Origin of the sequence: Shewanella loihica PV-4 (genome assembly GCF_000016065.1) — a bacterium.
Classification (GTDB): domain Bacteria; phylum Pseudomonadota; class Gammaproteobacteria; order Enterobacterales; family Shewanellaceae; genus Shewanella; species Shewanella loihica.
Map to the genome: position 1 here is coordinate 1,025,701 of NC_009092.1, position 18,459 is coordinate 1,044,159.

Here is an 18,459-nt window from a genome sequence, read left to right on the forward strand (position 1 = left end):
ATCCTGGGACGGTACGAAACTCCCTTTGTGATGAACCCCTCGAAACCTCGCCTTTTGTGATTCCAATCTCACGCGGTCTGCATCTCATGTTTATCTTAATGAATTTATTAGCAATTTTTCTTGCCTGTCAATGTCCCTTCTCGACAGCCTTTAGTTATCATGTTGTTTTATATCGATTTTAATTATGGCGTTTTGCCCATTTGGCCTGGTATTGTGATGCCCTTAAGACTTCTCTAGAATCCGCCGCGATTTTGACCGCGCCAAAGGGGCGCATCATTCACTGCGAGCGATAACGAGGGGAATTAAATGTCGACAAAATTGGCCAATCCAGCGCCTCTGGGTCTGATGGGATTTGGTATGACGACCGTGCTATTGAACATACACAACGCGGGCTTCTTTGCCATCGATGCCATGATCTTGGCGATGGGGATCTTCTACGGTGGTCTGGGCCAGGTGCTGGTGGGCATGATGTGTTTTAAACGGGGAGATACCTTCGGCACTACGGCATTTACCTCCTATGGCCTGTTCTGGCTGACCTTAGTGGGGCTAATCATGCTGCCTAAGCTTGGCCTCGCCGCAGCCAGTCCGAGTCACTTCATGGGCTGGTACTTAAGCCTCTGGGGCCTGTTTACCGCCTTCATGTTTGTCGGCTCATTGCGTTACCCACGCGCCAAGCAGGTGGTGTTCGGTTCCTTGACGATACTCTTTTTCCTGCTTGCGGCCCGTGACTTCACAGGTAGCGAGTTGATTGGGATGATCGCCGGGTTCGAAGGGATCTTCTGCGGCGCCAGCGCCATCTACTTCGCCATGGCTCAGGTGCTTAATCAGGAGTATGGCCGGGTGATTCTGCCCATTGGTGAGGTTAAGGCTTAGCCATATTCGATGGCGGTCTTGACCGCCTGAAGGATCTCGGTGCGATTGGAGGGCTTAAGAATATAGCCCTTCAGTCCCACCTGGGCCCAACGCTTGATCAGCTCACGGTTGTTGTTGCTGGTCAGCGCCACCACGGGAATATCCTTGCCGTCATTATCTGCCTTGAGCTGTTTGGTGGTGTTGATGCCATCCAGATGAGGCATGTAGAGATCCATCAGGATCAGGGCGTAATCGTTACCCTTGATCATCTTGAGGGCCGTAAGACCGTCGCAGGCCTGCTCGGTATCATACTCATCTTGCTCCAGCACCTTGACGATCATCTCCCGGTAGATCTGATTATCCTCCACCACCAAGATCTTCTTCTTGGGGGGCTTGGCTTCCTGTTCATCCAGCAGCGAGCTGACCAGGGCCTGGGTCGGGATCTTGGCTTGCTGTTTGGCGATCACCTGCTGCTTAATGTCTTTGATCTCGCTATGGCGACTGGTGAGCTGCGCCAGAATGAGATCCAGCCCATCTTTGATCTCCAGCTCCAGCTGAGTCAGTAGGGGCTCGATATGCTGTTTGGCCAGCGACTTGACCAGCGCCTTGTCGTGACTCATGCCCTCACTGCCATGGGGGAGCTGCTCGGTCGACTGTTCGACTGACGCCTTGCAGGAGTCGACCGAATCCAGTAGCTGGCGCTTACACTGGCTACTGAGCTCGATGAGCGAGGCGAGGTTGGTATCGATGCGCTCCAGCTGGTCGTCATCCAGACCTGCATAGTGATCATCCCCCTGGCTCTGTCTCAGTCCGTTGTGGACTATCATCTTCAGACGAAACTTCTCGTACAGGGGCAGGTAGACGAAGTAGTTGTCGAACACCCCCTTGATGCAGCTGCGAAAGGCCAGGGCAGACTCCTTGTTCTTGCACAGCACTATGGCGTAATGCCTGTAGGCGATCTGCTGGTTTTTCAGGAGTTTGGTATAGAGCTCTATGCTGAGCTTCACCGAGCTCATGGCAAAAAGGATCACCGAGGGCTTATGCTCTTTTATCTGCTCGCCCACTAGCCGGGTCACAGGCACGGTGCGATATTCGTCGACCTGCTCGGCAATGATATTGGCGGCGCCCGAGATATCCTCCTCCTTCTCATAGAGCATGATCACTTCGGGGTGGCGACAGGCAACGCTGGGTTTTCGAGTCATGAGTTGATCACCTCTATCAGGGACTGCAGGGCATTTTTGAGCTGGATGATGAGCTGCTTGCATTGGGGCATATCTTCCCCCAGGGCGGCATATTCCAGGTGTTGCAGCTTGTCGGCAACCTCTTCGGCGCCGATCGCCTTGGCAGAGGTCTTGAGAAAGTGCGCCTTCTGTTTAAGGCCGGCAAATTCACGGTTGTTGTAGTGGGTGGCCAACTCGCGCAGGCTGGTGCGGGCCTGGGCGACGAAGTCCTGCTTAAACTGGGCGATGAGCCCGGGATCATTGCCGATGAGATCACGCATGATCTTAGGGTTGAGGATCTGGGGACTATTCTTCATGGCGATACCATTTCTGGATGACCTTCTTTAGGTCTCTAAGCTGCACAGGTTTACTGACAAAGTCGTTCATGCCCGAGCGGTAGCAGTCGTCGAGTTCGGTGGCCATGGCGGCCCCTGTGATGGCCACTATGGGCACAGATTTACGTTGGGTACTGTTCTCTATCTGGCGGATCTGCTTAGACATGTCATAGCCGTCCAGGTTGGGCATGTGGCAGTCAGTAAGGATCAGCTTATAGTCTGCCGACTGCCAGAGGTGCACCCCGGCCAGACCATCTTCGGCGAGGTTGCAGCGATAGCCGAGCATGTCCAGTTGTTTAAGAATTAGCTTCTGGTTTAACGGGTTATCTTCAACCACCAGTATGTCGGCGTCTCCCTTAAGCCCTGGCATTGGCTCCTGCGTCAGCGGATCGCAGAGATCCAGCTCCATCTCGTCGAGGTCGATGGCAAGGCCTGTGTTTAGGCGTTTGTGCACCGCCTTGAGCAGCAAGGCCTTGGATAACAGATAGCTGTCCAGGCTGTCTATCTGGGGAATCGTCTGTGTCAGCGCCTTGCGTTGATGTTGGGGCAGGGCGACAAGCCAGTTGCTGTGGCCCTTTGGACTCGCCGCCTGGTTGGCGAGAAAGCGCAGCTCGTCAGCCTCGCCGGTGGCGAGAATGATCACCAGAGGCAGAGCCAGGGTATCGATGCCCAGTTGCTCGGCCTGGTAGCATTTGACCCTGCCCCCCTTGTCGGTCAAACACTGTTTTATCCAATCAAGCGTGGTCTGGGGCTGGCCCAGGTTCACCATCCCTATGGTGTGTTCGCTAAGTTCTTGAGTTTGTTCGTGGTGATGGGCGCGCCAGAAGGGAAGCTCTACACAGAACTGGGCCCCCTGGCCAAGTTCGCTTTTAAGGCTAATGCTGCCGCCCATCAGGTTGGTGAGCTTGCCACAGATAGCCAGGCCCAGGCCCGTGCCGCCATAGTTGCGCGTGGTCGAGCGCTGGGCCTGCACGAAGGGGGTAAACAGACGTTTCTGGGTCGCCTTGTCTATGCCTATGCCATTGTCTGTCACGGTAAAGCGTACCCGGGTCACTATGTCATTCTGCTCACCTACCGTGATGTTTAGCGACACGCAGCCGGTCTGCTCCTGTGTGCTGTGGGTGAATTTCATCGCGTTGCTGAGCAGATTGCTGAGGATCTGCCGCACCTTGACGATATCCCCTTCGACCCAGTCGGGCAGCTCCAGGGCTTCCTGCACGGCAAAGCGTAACCCCTGACGACTGGCCACCGGTGAGAAGCTCTTGATCAGATCGGCGATCACCCCGGCGAGGTGGAAGTCTTGCTGCTCCAGCTGCATCTTGCCCGACTCTATTTTGTTGATGTCGAGGATGTCGTTGAGGATATAGATGAGATTATTGGCCGAGGTCGACGCCGTCTCGATAAGATCTCTTTCCTCGCCCGACTTGTCGGCCAGGGAGAGCAGCTCCAGTGCGCCGATCACCGCGTTCATTGGGGTGCGCAGTTCGTGGCTGATCATAGAGAGAAATTCGCTCTTGGCCTGACTGGCGATTTCGGCCCGCTCCTTGGCGAGCTGCAATTCTGTGGTGCGCTGCTTTACCCGGCTCTCGAGTGAGCGGTAGCTTTCCTGCAGCGCCAGGCGCGCTTGGTAGATGGGAGTCTGATCGATGCAGATGCCATCGATGCGGCTGTTTTGCTGGTTCTGCCCCTGGCTCACCTTGCCCTTGGCCAGTATGTAGATGATCTCTTGGTTTGGCAGAATGGCGCGATACTCCTGATGAAACGGATTGCCATTGGCCAGCGAGTCTTCCACCGCGGCCATCACGGCGGGGAAGTCTTCCGGGTGGATCCGCTCGGCCCACTTCTCCAACACGCCAATGTCTTCTATGTTGAGGCAAAACATCTCGTTGGCCCTCTGATCCCACTGCCAGATCCACTGCCCCTGTTCATCTATCTGTGCCCGCCAGTTGCCTATGTTACCGGCCTCGAGCGCCAGCTTCTTCGACTCGTTGGCCTCGTTGAGGGCGTCGAGCATCGCCTTAGACTCTGTCTGATCTTTGATAAGGCCGAGCAGCTTGAAGTGGCCATTTTCCAGATAGATATGCTCGGCGAAAAGCTCGTACACCCTGGCGACATCGTTCGAGTCGATGCGAAAACGAAACGCTAGCTTATGTTTCCCCGAGGGCGAGGGGGCGAGAAAGGGGTCGAACTTATAACGATCTTTCACCGTGACCATCTGCTGTAGACTCTGCCAGCTCAGGGGGCTGTGATGGTTAAGTTGCAGCAACTCCTTCACCCGGTTGGAGAAACGTGTCTCGCCGGTGGTGGAGTCATAATGCCAGATGCCGATATCGGCGGAGCAGAGAAAGGCCTCGAAACGCTTGAGGTATGCCTGATTGATGTTGGGATCGTCGCGCTGGGGGACAAACAGCAGCAGGTAGCGATTATTGCTTAGCGCCTGGGGAAACAGCTGATACCAAGGCGTCCTGGATTGGCGATGAAGACGCACATCGAGCGATTGCCTATCTGCTAAGGTAAGTGCCAAGGCGTGAGTGATGGCCTCAAGCAGTGAGTCGCTTGAGTCGGTCTGATTTAGCGTGAGTAGCTGCTCGAGTGGGCGCTTGACGACGGCTTCATGGTTGAGCTCAAACAGCGCATACAAGGCGTCGTTGGCCTCAATGATCACTCCTTGCTTGTCGCAGATAAGCTGTGCAAACGGCGAGTCGTCTATGCTATTCCCTGCTGGCGCCATGGCATCCACATCCTTGTTATCCCTTGAGAATAAGTCTAGACCTATGGAGGCAATTTAGGGGAGGCGATTTGTGAATCTTTTTTGCGGAAGAGGGGGTAAAGCGTGTCCCTCAAGCAATAGGGCGCGAGGGACACGATAGGATTAGGTGGTTAACCTGGTGCTTAGCCTTGTGACATTGGGCTTAGCACGATCTCGACACGGCGGTTTTGCGCGCGGCCTTGCTGGGTCGAGTTGTCGGCGATTGGACGAGACTCACCCATGCCCACAGAGCTGATGCGCTGGCTCTTGATTTCACGAGACATCAGGTAGTTGGCAACTTCTGCCGCACGTACCTGAGACAGACGCAGGTTGTATGACTCGCTGCCAGAGCTATCGGTGAAGCCCATGACATTCAGCATGGTTTCATCATACTCCTTGGCGACCAAGGCGACACTGTCCAGCACGTTCTTGGCACGGCTGCTCAGCACAGATTGATCGACACCGAAGGTCACTTCGTTTGGCATGTTAAGGATGATGTTGTCGCCGTTACGGGTCACGCTGACGCCAGTCGATTGTAGCTGCTTACGTAGCTCGGCTTCCTGCACGTCCATGTAATAGCCGATACCACCACCAACGGCTGCGCCTGAGGCGGCACCGATCAGTGCACCCTTACCCCGGTCGCTCTTGCTTGACGAGGCCACACCGATAGCAGCACCGGCGATGGCACCTATGATGGCGCCGTTAGTCGCCTTGGCGTTCTGGCTTTCGTTGGTATACGGATTAGTTGTCTGACAAGCCGAAATAAATAGTGTCGAACCGGCCAAGATTGCCGCGACGAGTTTCTGGTTACTGATCATCGTTACTCCATTATCAGGTTTGCCTTAGGGCGGAGATCGTCCTTAGGGCTTGTTGTTATGTGCGCTATTGTCGCATTTTGTTTGCATAATAACAAAGCGAGGCACTTTTGCCTGAATCTATACAAAGTTTAATAAAACTGCGGCAAATTTAGCCCTGTTTGGCGCCCTTGCCGCGCATAAACTGGCAGCAGGCTTCATCGAGAAAACGTTTGGAAAGGTAGTGTTTTTGGCCGCCTGTCAGCAGCAGAAAGCCTGCGCTGGTCTCCTGTATGTCGTCGATACTGTCCCAGCTTAGCTGCTGTTTAACATAGAGGGATTCGATGCTGATCCCTTGTTCGTTCAGGGTGAGGCTGGCCTCGTTGCCGGCGGCCTTGCTCATCATCTGGCGGGTCAGGTACCAGGGGCGCTTAAACTTGATACTTAAGCCCTCCAATACGCCGAGGGCGATGATAAACCAAGAGGCGTAGGCGTTAACCCCGGTCAACAGCAGGGCCAGGCCGATCAGCAGAAAGCCGAGCGCCTTAGTGTATTCGGCGCGGGGAGCGGGCTGAGTCACTGAGGCATCGAAGCATTCAGCATAATAGGCTCTGTCCAGGGTAAAGTGGGTGCTGTAGCTAAACGAAGCGTTTAATTGAGAGTGAGATGAAGCTGTCATACAAGTAGAGATAGCAGAATTTGGGACACAGTGTAATCTCTTGTGAGTGAAGTGCAATCTCGCCGTGAGCTTGCCTTAGATCTTTAGCCAAAATTAGACTAAGTTTAGCTTTCTGAACGTCGGCAATCGGCCTTGAAAATGGGAGCCTCAAGATGTCATTTGTGCCTAAGGGATATGTGAAGTGCAAGAAGACACCTGTGTTTAGCGAGCAGGATATGCCCGCCATCTACCGTGAGCGGCATTTTACCCGGCCCGGCGTGTATGAGCAGATCCATGTTATCCAAGGCGAGCTGATGTTTTTCGGCTACCTAGACAAGTTGGGCGAGGTCAATCGCGAGGTGCGACTAGGGGCCAATGAGACGGCGATTTCTCATCCCGGCTACTGGCACAGCATCAAGCCGCTTACCCCTGATACCCGTTTCGAAATTCATTTCTTCATCAAACCCGAGGGGCCGGTAGAGCAGGCCTAGCCGAATCATTTTTTGTCTTCACTTATCCAATAACCATAGTAACGCGCTAGCTAAAGTGACGTGCTAGCTAGAGTGGAGAGCAGGCTAAAGTGGAGAGCTGGCTAAAGTGGTGATCTGGTTAAGCATTGGCCTGACACCAATAAGAGGTGAATATAAGAAGTGAATAAAAGTTAACCTGACTTTCTATTGGCCAGGCTTTAGAGTCCAATAAAGCCTTTAGCTAAGGAAAGCTGATGAAGACCTCCCCAGACTCTACCCATAAGTCTCAGGCGTCTATGGAAAACTTGGCAAAGACTAAGCCAGATAAGCTAGTGCATAGAAGTGCCGAGACATCTAATACATCTAAGACATCTAAGACAGCGAAGACAGCCAAAACGCCTGCTAGCTCCTCCTTGTTACGAGACTTGGCTGAGATGGACACGGGCTTTGCCCTGCTGCAATCCATGGCACGCTCCAAGACGCTCACCATTATGGTGATCATCTTTCTGCTCGCAGGCGCGGGTTTTGCGTTGTTTCTTAGCAAGATGGCGGGGTAATACTCATGTTAGCGGCTAGTCTCACCGAACTCTTTATCTGGTTTATCTGGGAGATCTTACTCTCGTTTGTTCTCTATACCACGGGCGCCGTGGTGATTGGGCTAGTGACCTTTGGCCGGGTGCAGAAGCCCTTGTATTGGCCTGCCTTGTTTCATCAAGAGAAACGCCTGGCGAAAAACGATTTTTACGCCGTCTATATGGCAGGCTTTTTCTTCTATCTCTTGCTGTTTACCCTGCTGGTCTATCTGGGATAGGCCCGGATATCAAAGATAGATAGATCTATCCCCTCGTATTTTTGCTAATGCTTCGCGGCCGCTATCAAGTGTCGTAGCGGTTACGCTGCTCTGGCAGGTCACTGAGATACTGCACAAACTCCACCTCATAGCCGTTGGAGTCGATAAAGTAGACGTTGCGGCGGAAGGGATCTTCCTGTCCCGCTTTGTCCACCTCGAAGCCCGCGTGCTTGAGTCTGGCGATCACGCCATCGAGATCTTGGGTCACGAAAGCAAAGTGAGCCAGGCCGACCTGGTGTCCGCTTAAGTCGCGGTTTTCGCCTTCGCCATCATCGTTGAAGGCCAGGTATTGGTAGTCATCGCCGAAGTGAACCCAGTTGCGTGGCTTGCCATACCAGGTTCCCTGACCACCGCCACGTACCGACCAATGGGGGAAGGCCGCACGGTAGAAATTAAGGGCCGTTTCTATGTCGGTGACGACGAGATTTATGTGTTCTAAATGGATCATGATGCAATTCCTTCTCTGCTGGCTTGGTGTTATTCCGTTAATACGCTCGATCTAGTGCCTAGCTTGGGGTTAGTGCCTCGCTTGGGGTTAGTGCCTAGCTGGGGCTGGCGCATCACTTGAAGTTAGCACTTAGGCGGCACTACATGCCGTATACATATTCCTGCTGTTTGGGGTAGGGCTGATCCCTATGGCGCTGGCGTATGACGCCGAGGGCATCTGCATACTGGCCGAGCATGTGCAGGCTGTAGTCGATGCGCGCTCTTAATCCCTGCTCTCTGGCATCTATCTCACCCTCTCCCAGTACCTGCTCCACGTTACGAATGATCAGATGATCGGGAATGGGCACCAGCTTGTTGTTCTTCAGGGCATTCATCTTTAACTCGGCGATAGGGTAGGCGCCGCTGATGCCGCTGGTAACCGCGACCAAGAGGGCGGGCTTGTGGGCCGTGTCCTGGTTGTCACACAGTAGCAGAAAGTTTTTCAACATGGGTGAGGCCATACCGCCCCATTCTGGGGTGATCAGAACCAGAGCGTCGGCTTGCTTTACCAGCGGGCTTATCTTTTGCCAGTCGCTCGCCTTAAGCGCTGCGCCGTTTCTGTCGCCATCCCAGAAGGGCAGGTCATAGCGGCACAGCTCAATATGTTGTATCTCACTGAATTGGTTAGCATGTTCGCTAAGGTAGCCGGCGACTCTGGCACTTTGAGAACCTGGACGTTGACTGGCACTGACGATAAGAAGTTTCATTATGTAAACCTTTTTATTTATTTAATGTTTTATACACTAATTGCTTTATTTAATTTTGTAAAGACTAAAGTAAATAAAAAAGTTTACTTAATCTCTGGATCGGTAATAATGGTCCCATAGAAGTCCAGAGGAGACGGCGGGTGAGTAAGAAGACCAGCGACAAGATCATCGACCATATCAAGATCCACGGCCCCAGTACCGCCAAGGTATTGGCCGAGCTGTTTGCGTTGACCACCATGGGGGTTAGGCAACATCTGCAGGCCTTGGAAGAGGAGGGGATCTTGAGTTTCGAAGACAGAAAGGCGAGTCGCGGTCGTCCCACCCGTTACTGGGGGCTTACCGAGAAGAGCTACAAGCTGTTCCCAGACCGACACGACGATCTCTCCAGTCAACTGATCGACTCGGTGCGGGTAGTCTTTGGTGACCAGGGGCTGGATCAATTGATCGATCACCGAGAGCAGGCGAGTCGGCGTTTGTATCAGGAGGCGCTGTCGCAAGCGACGGGTCTGGCGGATAAGTTAGCCGCGCTGGCAAGGCTCAGGACCCAGGAGGGGTATGTCGCCTCAGTCGAGGAGCAAGATGGCGTCTTTTGGCTGCTGGAAAATCACTGCCCCATCTGCGCCGCGGCGAGTCGCTGCGCTAACTTCTGCCGCTCAGAGTTGCAGCTGTTTCAAGAACTGTTTAGCGAACTGGCGAGCGTCAGCCGCGAGGAGCATATCATAGCCGGCGCCAGACGCTGCGCCTACAAGCTGGTGCCGCTCGCCTCTCACGCACCGACACAACAAGATGTCCGCTAAACGCGCCAGGCTGGATCGTTTTATCAGTCAGCATTGTCAGATCCCTCGCAAGCAGGTACGCCTCATCTTGGCAAAGGGCCGGGTGAGTGTCGACGGTCAGGTGGTGCGCGATGCCGACTGTCAGATAGATCAGTTCTCTCAAGTGATGCTCGATGGGCAGGCGCTGAGACAGGAGCAGCCCATCTATCTCATGCTGCATAAGCCGGTTGGTGTGGTGAGCGCGACCAAGGACGATGAGCACAAGACGGTGATGGATCTCTTGCCCGACTATCAGGACAAGGGGTTGCACATTGTCGGACGGCTGGATCTCAACACCTCGGGTTTGCTGCTGCTCACCAACGACAGCCGCTGGTCGAAGCGTATCATGTCGCCGGAGCATAAGGTGGCCAAGCAGTATCTGGTCACCCTCAAGGCTCCCCTCACTCAGGCCTATGTGAAGGCCTTTGCCGAGGGTTTCTACTTTGCTTTTGAGAATATTACCACTCAGCCTGCACAGCTTGAGATCCTAGAACCCCACCTGGCCAGGGTCACCCTGCATGAGGGGCGCTACCATCAAATCAAGCGCATGTTTGGCCGTTTTCGCAATCAGGTGATGGCGCTGCACAGGCTCTCCGTGGGTAACCTAATCCTGGATGAAACCTTGGCTGTAGGGCAGTATCGCCCGCTGACGCCACAGGAGGTGGCTAGCATATTCGGCTAAAAGCCAGCCATGCTCAGTACAAGATTTTGGGTTTGCCGCTTCACCTAGCACTAATTTCTGGGTTCAACAAGCCAAGTGCAAATGTGTGACTAATGGCTATATCGTTTGATGCAAATCATGTGTTATAAATATTAGATTACTAATATAAACAATAGTATCGATGAGCAATCAAACACTTAAGAAAATCAGCGAACTCGATGTGTTTTGTTTGATGGTGTTTAAAGTCATTTTTCAAACCGGACATGCCAACATAGCGGCTAAGCAACTTAATGTGTCAGCCCCTAAAATTAGCCGCTGTTTGAATATGTTACGTGCCACCTTCGACGACGAACTCTTCTATCGTCGTCAGCTCGGACTCAAGCCGACGCCTATGGCGGAGTTTCTCTACGAGCCCGTGTGTCAGTTCTGTGAAGCCGTCCTGAAAATAGAACAGTCTATCAGCGAAAAGAGCAGCGAGCTGGCCAGTGAACGCCTGAGAGTCGCGGTTACCCCGAGTATCATGGCCAGCCTTTCCCTGGCTTTTTCCCGCAGCAATGCCAGAGACGCCTTTAGTCAGTTACAGTTTGTGATCTGGGGAGATGACTCAGCCGATCAGATCCATAACGGTGAACTGGATATGGGAGTGACGTTCGACGCCTGCAACGAGCATCCGCTGTCGGTCGAGGCGTTAGGCTGTCTGAGCGGTGTCTGTCTGGCCGCCAACGAGGAGCATGCCATCTGGTCCCAGAGCGAGCCTTTGACCCTGGAAACCATCTGTCGTCACCCCTTTCTCTGCCTGGATGGCAAGGGCTTTAATGACAAGATCGACCCCCTTGAGGTGTTCGCTCGTCAAAACGGTGCCGACATCGACAGCATAGAAAGAGTCAGTTCGCGAGACGAGTGGTACAGCCATCTGCTGACCATGAACTCTGTGGCTTTCCTGCCTTGCTCTGAGGCCGAGATCTGCGGCGCCCTGCCGGGGATCCGCGTGGTACGCCTGTCTGACGAGGAGGTGGGGCGCCTTCACGGTGAAAGCATGTCGCCTCAATACCTGTTGCTGGAGAATCCGGCCGAGTATCGACGCTATTCGCTGGAGCAGAGAGAATTAATTATCCAGCTTATCAAACAGCTACTCGTTAAATGTTAATTTCAAAATTTGAAATTTACGCTTTCAAATTTTGAAATTTCTGTTAATGAATCTTTAAATTGCAGTCACAACTTGGACTCAATTATCTAACAATTTATCGTCACTCCCTTATATTTGAGGTACTGCAATAGCAGAAATACCTATAAAGGGATATGGCGATGAAAAAAAATAAAATTACCTTATTAGCCATGGCACTCTTCTGTGCCATTGGTGTGAGCGCGTGTAGTGATGGTGAAGATGGTAAAGATGGAGCACCGGGTGAACCTGGTGTTCCTGGTACTCCTGGAACACCCGGTGCACCAGCGGGATCTACCGTTGATACTGTAGCCACTGCCGCAGACTTCAAACTAACTCTACAACCTGCCGATATCGTAGTAGTAGGAGCTGATGACTTCTCTATTAAGTTCACCGCGACGGGTAAAAATAGTAAAGGAGATGATGTTCCGTTTACTGGCCTAGAGAAAGTTGCCCTATATGTGACTAACCAAGTGGCTAACACCACTAGTAGTGGCGCTCCTATGCTCTGGTCGAACAATGCCCTGGCTAACGAATTTGGTTCTAGCATGTACTGTACGCCTACTGGTAAGGCCGCAGCGCGTGGCGGCGCCGAAGTCGATGCATGTACCTTGGTAGAAGATGCTGAAAACCCTGGTACTTACACAGGTACTTGGGAACATGATGGTAACGCACCTGTTGTGGTAGCCGATGGCGATCCTAACAGCATGTTCCGTGTCATGATCCGTACCTATGATGTGACCGACGCAACTGGCGTATCGATTTCCGACAAACTACTCTCTACTCCGCTCGATTTCATTCCTGCGACCGGTGAGATGGCCGTATCGGCGAAAGATTCGGTATCAAGCGCTGCCTGTATTCAGTGTCACAGTGAGTTGATGGGCTATGATGATGGCGACAAACGTATTGCTAACATCGGTGCTCACCATAACTATCAGAAAGTTGAAAACTGTATCGCGTGTCATAACCCAGCTTATGCCGCCGATCAGAACGATCCAGAAAAAGGCTTTAACCCTAACTTTAACGCCATGATCCACACCATCCACGCCGGTGGTCATCTTGCCGAGTGGGGCGTGTTAAAAGGTGATGCAGAAGAGTTTGCTGGCGTTCACTTCCCAGCAGAGCTGAATGAATGTACTACCTGTCACGACAATGGCAACCAGTGGAAAGAAAACGTTTACCGTGAAGCTTGTGTAGGTTGTCACGTAACCGTTAACTTCGAAACCGGTGAAGGTCACTCTGACTTCCAGCTACCACAGGCTGATGATTCTCAATGTATGAACTGTCACATTGGTAACCTGAGCCCAGATGCTGTGCACAAAGTCGGAGCTAGAGCTATTGCGACGGACTCTATGGAAATTAGCGTTAGCTCAGTGTCTTACACAGAGAATGCTTCTCCTACGGCAGATGAAATTGTGGTGACATTTGATGTGACTGTCGACGGTGCGCCTATCGCGGATGGCTTTGATTTTACTGATTACACTAAGTATGACGTAATGCTGTTAGGTTGGGTTGATACTGATGGTACTTACCATGGTAATGCCACTAAGACAATGAACTTAAATGGAGTACCAGCTGTTGGTGGTAAGTTAGTGGTTACACTACAAAAAGACGGCCTAGACTTCGATGGTAAGAGCATTGCAATTACCCCACGCTTCTCTGTATGTGCTGATGCTAAGGGTATGCTAGCTAAATGTGCTGATGCAGATATTGAATATGTAGGGGTCACCATGGCACCAGCATATTGGAATCTCGCTAATGCAGATGGTAGTGGTGCAACTCCAGTTAGACAAAGTAATCCTGCTTCTATTACGGCAGATGAAGCTAAGTGTAGTACATGTCATGGCTCGCTAACTGTTGCTAAGCACTATGGTAATGAACGTTTTGACCAATGTGTTGGTTGTCACAACAATACTTGGGGTGGCTCTTACCATGTGGCTGTTGAGTATAAGAGTGATGAGGTTGATGCTGACGGTAAGCCAATATTCAAGACGCTTGAAGGTGTGACCTTCAGCAATAGAGATCTTGTTACAGTGGCTCACCGTTTCCATACAGGTCTTTGGGATGACAACAGAGGTTTCCCTGGAATTCACCTAGATTCTGATTTGGAAGTGGTTGGATACCCAGCATTGGCAACCGATTGTCAGGCATGTCACAAAGATGGAGCGAAATTCTTCGCTGCTGACGGTGGTTTGACTTCAGGTAAACGCGCTATTGCAGTTGACGCCGCAGGTACACAGTTTATTACCCCTGTTGCAGAGTCATGTCGTTCTTGTCACTACAGTGCCTCTGCACTCGCTCACTTCGAGAGCAATGGTGCGACTGTACATGGTAAGCCAGATACAACTGCTGACCTGCCAGTCGAGTCTTGTGCAACCTGTCACGCCGAAGGTAAGACATACGGTGTCGATAAAGTTCACGCCGGTGGTGCTCACTAGACGCCAACAATAATAATTCTCGCTAATTGGGCATACCCCTGCTAAATGCCCACTGAGATAGCAGTAATCTTGGGGAACCTGATTTAGGTTCCCCTTTTTTATGCCCAGCTTTTGCTGTCATGCTTTGTATCCGTTTTGTATTCGTTTTGTGTTGGCTTTCTCAGTCGCCCGCGCTGTACTGCCTATTTTCAGTATCTTGGTCTATTCAGTATCTTGGTCTATTCAGCATCTTGGACTAACTTAAATAGAGTCCATCAGCAGATCTCGGGGGCCGTAATTTGGCGGTCAAAGATACCTCTTCCAGCCTGTTTCTCATTGCGATAAAAGAGTCTTTTATTGCCCTCTTGCCTTTTATCTTCGTTAACTCGCTGCTGGCACTGATCGTCGCCTTGGTGGATGTGTGGCAGCCCAGCTGGCAGGGCAGTGCCGCCTATGCTTGGCTGAGTCAGTTTGGTCGTCTCCTGTTTAGCTTCTTTCCCTTGATGGCGCTGCTCTCCTTGTCATTTCATTTTGCCAAGTATCTCCATGTCTCGGCGGTGGTGGTGGCGTCGCTCTCCATCGGCAGTCAGATTGCCCTGCATATCCATGGCAGCGAGGCAATCGACCTTAGCAACGGCTTCGACTTTCTGTTTGGCGATGCCAGGGCGATTATCACGCCGATTCTGGTTGCCTACCTGCTGCAACGCCTCATGGCGATTAAGGCGCTGAGCTTGCTGCAAAGCACCAGCCTGAGCAGCTACCTTAAGCTGCATCTCAACCTGTTTATTCCCTTGATCCTCTGTTTCGTGCTGGTGACCACCGGCATCTACTGGGTGGGGGAGCTGTTGGGCATGGTGCTGAGTCCGCTGGTGGATTCCCTTGCCGCCAGCAGCACACTGCTTCAGCTGTTTGTCAGGGTGTTGGCCACCCATGTGCTTTGGTGCTTCGGTGTCCATGGGGATATCGCCTACATGTTGGTGCTTGGGGTCGACAATGGATTACAACAGGTTGCGCCGAATCTGACGCTGTCTCAGTTTACCGATCTCTTCGTGTTGCTCGGCGGAAGCGGCGCCACTCACTCGCTGCTGATCGCCCTGTTTATCGCCTCCAAGGATAAGAATGCCGTCAATGTGGCCAAGTTGGCCTTGCCCTTCGCCCTGTTTAACATCAACGAGATCCTCATCTACGGCCTGCCGATCATCTTTAACCCCAGGTTGATGCTGCCCTTCGTGTTAGTGCCCCTGTTTAATACCCTGATAGGCACCCTGTTGATCGTCAGTGGCTGGGTGAGCTTCGCCGGTAACGACTTTGCCTGGATCACCCCCATCTTTCTCAATGGCTATGTGGCGGGCGGCACCCTGGCGCTGCCCCTGGTACAGCTCTTATTGGTATGCGCCGGGGTTTTTATCTATCTGCCTTTCGTGCGCCGCTATAGCCTGCTGGTGGGCAATAAGGGATTCGAGCGGGACCTGATCAAGCGGGTGCAGCTGCAGCAGGATATCGAGAAGATCAGCGAGCGAAACTATGCCCGTCAGCAGTCAGAGGATCTCGCCGCCAACCTAAACCTGGAGAAGACCATTAAGGCGGTGCTCAACGGTGAGTTGCTGCTCTATTACCAACCTAAGATCAGCCTGAGTGACAGGCGGGTCGTCGGCTATGAGGCGCTGCTGAGGCTGAGAAACGAGCGTGGTCAGGTGGAGGGCCCCTATTTTATTCCCGCCTTCGATCAGGCGGGGTATTCCAATTTGATCGACAGCTTCGTCATCCGCCGCCTGCGAGACGACCTACAGGCCTGGGCCAAGCAGGGCTTCTACCCCAGAGTCAGCATCAACCTCAATCCCAATAGCGTCCTGAGTCAGGATGTGCAGTCTATGCTGATCGAGCTGCTTGGCGACATGGCGGACAGAGTCGATATCGAAGTGCTCGAGTCTATGTTTGTGGCGGACCTCACTGCCGTCGAGGCCAGCATGGCCTACCTGCGCCAATATGGGTTCTCCTTTGTGCTCGATGACTTCGGCACGGGTTTTTCCAGCATCAGCCTGCTGAGCAAGATCACCATAGATGGGGTCAAGCTAGACAGATCGATATTGGAGAATACCGGGCATCACAAGGGGCAGGTGCTCTACCGTCATACCTGCATGTTGTGTCGCAGCCTGGGCTTTAATCTGGTGGCCGAGGGGGTAGAGACCAAGGCCGAGGAGGCCTTCGTCGCCTCAGCCGGGGTCTCGACGGTTCAGGGTTGGCTGTATGCCAAGGCGATGCCGGCCGCCGAGGCCAAGCGCTACGCCCTGCTGCAGGAGCGTTTCAGCGAGCAGGCTGCTGATTCAAGGGGAGACTCGAAGGCTGAGTTAAAGGCAGATGTAAAGGCAGATGTAAAGACAGAGGTAAAGGCAGGGTTAAAGGCCAATTCAAAGACTGAATAAAAGATTGAATAAAAGATTGAATAAAAGATTGAGCCAAAAGCTGAATAAAAGATTGAACAAAAGACTGAGCCTGATGCCGAGCAGCCAATAAAAAAGGGAGCCCTAGGCTCCCTCTCTTTATTAGGCGCGGGCGCGCTGCAACGTCAGCAACCACTTGCCGTAGATGAAGATCCCCACGGCCGAGATGGTGCCGATAGCGGCGATGATATACCAGGCCATGCCTATGTTGTGGCTGTTATAGAGCAGGGTCGTCAAGGACTGCGCCGACTCACCTGTGTAGCTCACCAGAGTAGTAAAGGCTTCACCCTGAGGAATGGCGGCGATATCGCTGGCGCTCATGCCACGATCGAGCAGCAGCTCGCGAGAGAAGATCTCTTTCGAGGCGTACATCTCATACAGCTTAGGACCGAAGTAGCCTTCCAATCCCCAGCCTATCCCTTGTGGCAGCATGACGAAGCCCAGGTACATGGCCTTCTTACCCTTAGGGGCGATGTTACCCATAAACTCGTTCTTCTTGGGGCTGATCATCATCTCGCCGAAGGAGAACATGGCAATCGCCAGCACTATCATCCAGGCGGCGTTGGTGGCGCCGATAAGCACGAAGGCGATGATACTCAGTAGACAGCCCGCTAGCATGGCGGTGGTGATGCGGTATTTAGCGGTAAGCGCGGCAACCAGGAAGCAGCTGGTCATGATCATGCCGGCGTTGAGGTTTAGCATCCCCTCTGGCATCACCTTAGTACCCGAATTATCCAGGCCGAGCCAGAATTGCAAGATGCCGTTTGAGGTGCCCTCACTGCCAAACAGGCTGGTGACGATCACGCTGGTATCGACCCACTCGGCGATATGAATCGGCAAGACGTCGAACAGGGAGTTAAACAGGAACCAGAAACCGGCGAACACCAGCATGTAGTAGATCACCACAGGCTTCTTCAGCTCGTGCAGGGCATCTTTCCACAGTGCCTCTTGGGTGATCTCACCGCTCTTGATCTTGCGGTTGCGCTCGATGCGCTCCTCCTTTCCCGGCTCCTTATAGGCGAGCAGGAAGAGGAAGTTGAGTGAGATGATGGCGGCGCAGGCGTAGAAGACGTTGTCCCAGGAGAGCTGACGCATATGCACGGCCACCAGAGGACCGAGGAAGCCGCCTATGTTGACCACCTGATAGAAGATCCCCCAGGCCATAGAGGTGTTTTGTCGGCCGGTGGAGAGTACCAAGGTGCCCTGAATGCCAGGCTTGAAGATACCCGTGCCGCCTGCCAGCAGGATGGCGCCGAAGAGGAAGCCCCAGAAGTTAGGGAAGAAGGCCATCACCAAGTAGCCGGAGATCTTGATCAGTGTCGAGGCGAAGATGGTTTCTTTGTAACCGACACGGTCTGAGATGCCGCCGGTAAACACAGGAATAAAGGTCTGCATCAGGGCCCACACCGAGATGATGACACCATAGTCGTGTAGACTGATCCCCAGGCCGCCCTGAGAGACGGGCGCCTTGGCGTAGAGGCCGGCACTGGCTTTCACGCCATAATAGGCGATACGTTCGACCAGCTCCATGCCGCCGACGATCCAGAAAATATAACTTAGGCTAGCAATGGAGGCCCACATTCCCAGCTGCTTAACTTCACGCAGATCATTATCTGCGTAAGCATCATTGGCGTCGCTCATACCCTTCCTTAATTTATCTTTTTTGTTGTGCTGCTTGGCTGCAACATCTCGTGTTGGTTTGTGATAAACACTCGCTATTGGGGTGATAGCTCGTCATTTGCCAGCACACTTTACCTAAAAATGACCTTAAAGACCAAAATCATTCACTGTGGGTCAAACTGGTGTGAGCAGCAGGTAAAAAAAAGGCGAGCACTCCGGCTC

Annotated in this window: 17 protein-coding genes; 9 read left to right on the forward strand and 8 right to left on the reverse strand. The window is 52.8% G+C overall.

From position 1 onward, the window contains the following. Positions 1 to 306 precede the first annotated feature (306 nt). Entirely contained in the window at positions 307 to 873 is a 567-nt protein-coding gene (locus SHEW_RS04645) for an acetate uptake transporter (RefSeq protein WP_011864709.1), read from the forward strand. Here SHEW_RS04645 and SHEW_RS04650 read toward each other — a convergent pair. The 5 genes from SHEW_RS04650 to SHEW_RS04670 all read right to left on the reverse strand — a co-directional run bounded on the left by SHEW_RS04650 (position 870) and on the right by SHEW_RS04670 (position 6,629). Continuing rightward, a complete protein-coding gene (locus SHEW_RS04650; protein ID WP_011864710.1) occupies positions 870 to 2,054 on the reverse strand; it encodes a response regulator in 1,185 nt (394 codons plus the stop codon). The genes SHEW_RS04645 and SHEW_RS04650 overlap by 4 nt on opposite strands. Beyond that, positions 2,051 to 2,389: an Hpt domain-containing protein gene (locus SHEW_RS04655; RefSeq protein ID WP_011864711.1), complete on the reverse strand. Its 339-nt coding sequence runs from the start codon at positions 2,387 to 2,389 to the stop codon at positions 2,051 to 2,053. The genes SHEW_RS04650 and SHEW_RS04655 overlap by 4 nt, the downstream gene beginning before the upstream one ends. Then, on the reverse strand, positions 2,379 to 5,138 hold the full coding sequence (locus tag SHEW_RS04660) for an ATP-binding protein (RefSeq protein ID WP_011864712.1): 2,760 nt from the start codon (positions 5,136 to 5,138) through the stop codon (positions 2,379 to 2,381). The genes SHEW_RS04655 and SHEW_RS04660 overlap by 11 nt, the downstream gene beginning before the upstream one ends. A 161-nt stretch (positions 5,139 to 5,299) precedes the next feature. After that, positions 5,300 to 5,974, reverse strand: a complete 675-nt coding sequence (locus SHEW_RS04665; protein ID WP_011864713.1) for a YiaD family glycine zipper/OmpA-like lipoprotein — start codon at positions 5,972 to 5,974, stop codon at positions 5,300 to 5,302. A 148-nt stretch (positions 5,975 to 6,122) separates the two neighbouring features. Further along, a complete protein-coding gene (locus SHEW_RS04670) occupies positions 6,123 to 6,629 on the reverse strand; it encodes a YcxB family protein (protein ID WP_011864714.1) in 507 nt (168 codons plus the stop codon). A 152-nt stretch (positions 6,630 to 6,781) separates the two neighbouring features. On the opposite strand from SHEW_RS04670, the gene SHEW_RS04675 reads away from it, so the two are divergent. The 3 genes from SHEW_RS04675 (at position 6,782) to SHEW_RS04685 (ending at position 7,889) form a co-directional block, all read left to right on the forward strand. After that, the gene (locus tag SHEW_RS04675) at positions 6,782 to 7,099 is read left to right on the forward strand and encodes a TehB-like domain-containing protein (RefSeq protein ID WP_011864715.1); all 318 of its coding nucleotides are present in this window, start codon (positions 6,782 to 6,784) and stop codon (positions 7,097 to 7,099) included. 233 nt (positions 7,100 to 7,332) lie between these two features. Then, complete coding sequence (locus SHEW_RS04680) at positions 7,333 to 7,635, forward strand: hypothetical protein (RefSeq protein WP_011864716.1); 303 nt, start codon at positions 7,333 to 7,335, stop codon at positions 7,633 to 7,635. Between the two features lie 5 nt (positions 7,636 to 7,640). Next, the gene (locus SHEW_RS04685; RefSeq protein WP_011864717.1) at positions 7,641 to 7,889 is read left to right on the forward strand and encodes a hypothetical protein; all 249 of its coding nucleotides are present in this window, start codon (positions 7,641 to 7,643) and stop codon (positions 7,887 to 7,889) included. Between the two features lie 64 nt (positions 7,890 to 7,953). Here the strand turns inward: SHEW_RS04685 and SHEW_RS04690 are convergent, their stop codons facing one another. Beyond that, positions 7,954 to 8,376 carry a VOC family protein gene (locus tag SHEW_RS04690; protein ID WP_011864718.1) on the reverse strand — a complete coding sequence of 141 codons (423 nt, stop codon included), beginning with the start codon at positions 8,374 to 8,376 and terminating at the stop codon, positions 7,954 to 7,956. A 139-nt stretch (positions 8,377 to 8,515) separates the two neighbouring features. After that, positions 8,516 to 9,121, reverse strand: a complete 606-nt coding sequence (locus SHEW_RS04695; protein ID WP_011864719.1) for an NAD(P)H-dependent oxidoreductase — start codon at positions 9,119 to 9,121, stop codon at positions 8,516 to 8,518. Between the two features lie 140 nt (positions 9,122 to 9,261). On the opposite strand from SHEW_RS04695, the gene SHEW_RS04700 reads away from it, so the two are divergent. From SHEW_RS04700 to SHEW_RS04720, 5 genes are all read left to right on the forward strand, one after another. Further along, positions 9,262 to 9,918 (forward strand): helix-turn-helix transcriptional regulator, encoded by a 657-nt coding sequence (locus SHEW_RS04700; RefSeq protein WP_011864720.1) that lies wholly within the window; start codon positions 9,262 to 9,264, stop codon positions 9,916 to 9,918. Beyond that, a complete protein-coding gene (locus SHEW_RS04705; RefSeq protein WP_011864721.1) occupies positions 9,908 to 10,618 on the forward strand; it encodes a pseudouridine synthase in 711 nt (236 codons plus the stop codon). The genes SHEW_RS04700 and SHEW_RS04705 overlap by 11 nt, the downstream gene beginning before the upstream one ends. Before the next feature lie 211 nt (positions 10,619 to 10,829). Then, complete coding sequence (locus tag SHEW_RS04710) at positions 10,830 to 11,744, forward strand: LysR family transcriptional regulator (protein WP_223294794.1); 915 nt, start codon at positions 10,830 to 10,832, stop codon at positions 11,742 to 11,744. A 158-nt stretch (positions 11,745 to 11,902) separates the two neighbouring features. After that, on the forward strand, positions 11,903 to 14,197 hold the full coding sequence (locus SHEW_RS04715) for an OmcA/MtrC family decaheme c-type cytochrome (RefSeq protein WP_011864723.1): 2,295 nt from the start codon (positions 11,903 to 11,905) through the stop codon (positions 14,195 to 14,197). Between the two features lie 278 nt (positions 14,198 to 14,475). Beyond that, entirely contained in the window at positions 14,476 to 16,599 is a 2,124-nt protein-coding gene (locus tag SHEW_RS04720) for an EAL domain-containing protein (RefSeq protein WP_011864724.1), read from the forward strand. A 120-nt stretch (positions 16,600 to 16,719) separates the two neighbouring features. On the opposite strand, the gene SHEW_RS04725 is transcribed toward SHEW_RS04720, so the two are convergent. Beyond that, the gene (locus tag SHEW_RS04725; RefSeq protein WP_011864725.1) at positions 16,720 to 18,258 is read right to left on the reverse strand and encodes an MFS transporter; all 1,539 of its coding nucleotides are present in this window, start codon (positions 18,256 to 18,258) and stop codon (positions 16,720 to 16,722) included. Positions 18,259 to 18,459: the final 201 nt, after the last annotated feature.

Bases quoted from the DNA above. Each gene is read 5' to 3' on its own strand.
- SHEW_RS04645 (WP_011864709.1), top strand. From the start codon at position 307: ATGTCGACAAAATTGGCCAATCCAGCGCCTCTGGGTCTGATGGGATTT.
- SHEW_RS04650 (WP_011864710.1), bottom strand. From the start codon at position 2,054: ATGACTCGAAAACCCAGCGTTGCCTGTCGCCACCCCGAAGTGATCATG.
- SHEW_RS04655 (WP_011864711.1), bottom strand. From the start codon at position 2,389: ATGAAGAATAGTCCCCAGATCCTCAACCCTAAGATCATGCGTGATCTC.
- SHEW_RS04660 (WP_011864712.1), bottom strand. From the start codon at position 5,138: ATGGCGCCAGCAGGGAATAGCATAGACGACTCGCCGTTTGCACAGCTT.
- SHEW_RS04665 (WP_011864713.1), bottom strand. From the start codon at position 5,974: ATGATCAGTAACCAGAAACTCGTCGCGGCAATCTTGGCCGGTTCGACA.
- SHEW_RS04670 (WP_011864714.1), bottom strand. From the start codon at position 6,629: ATGACAGCTTCATCTCACTCTCAATTAAACGCTTCGTTTAGCTACAGC.
- SHEW_RS04675 (WP_011864715.1), top strand. From the start codon at position 6,782: ATGTCATTTGTGCCTAAGGGATATGTGAAGTGCAAGAAGACACCTGTG.
- SHEW_RS04680 (WP_011864716.1), top strand. From the start codon at position 7,333: ATGAAGACCTCCCCAGACTCTACCCATAAGTCTCAGGCGTCTATGGAA.
- SHEW_RS04685 (WP_011864717.1), top strand. From the start codon at position 7,641: ATGTTAGCGGCTAGTCTCACCGAACTCTTTATCTGGTTTATCTGGGAG.
- SHEW_RS04690 (WP_011864718.1), bottom strand. From the start codon at position 8,376: ATGATCCATTTAGAACACATAAATCTCGTCGTCACCGACATAGAAACG.
- SHEW_RS04695 (WP_011864719.1), bottom strand. From the start codon at position 9,121: ATGAAACTTCTTATCGTCAGTGCCAGTCAACGTCCAGGTTCTCAAAGT.
- SHEW_RS04705 (WP_011864721.1), top strand. From the start codon at position 9,908: ATGTCCGCTAAACGCGCCAGGCTGGATCGTTTTATCAGTCAGCATTGT.
- SHEW_RS04710 (WP_223294794.1), top strand. From the start codon at position 10,830: ATGGTGTTTAAAGTCATTTTTCAAACCGGACATGCCAACATAGCGGCT.
- SHEW_RS04715 (WP_011864723.1), top strand. From the start codon at position 11,903: ATGAAAAAAAATAAAATTACCTTATTAGCCATGGCACTCTTCTGTGCC.
- SHEW_RS04725 (WP_011864725.1), bottom strand. From the start codon at position 18,258: ATGAGCGACGCCAATGATGCTTACGCAGATAATGATCTGCGTGAAGTT.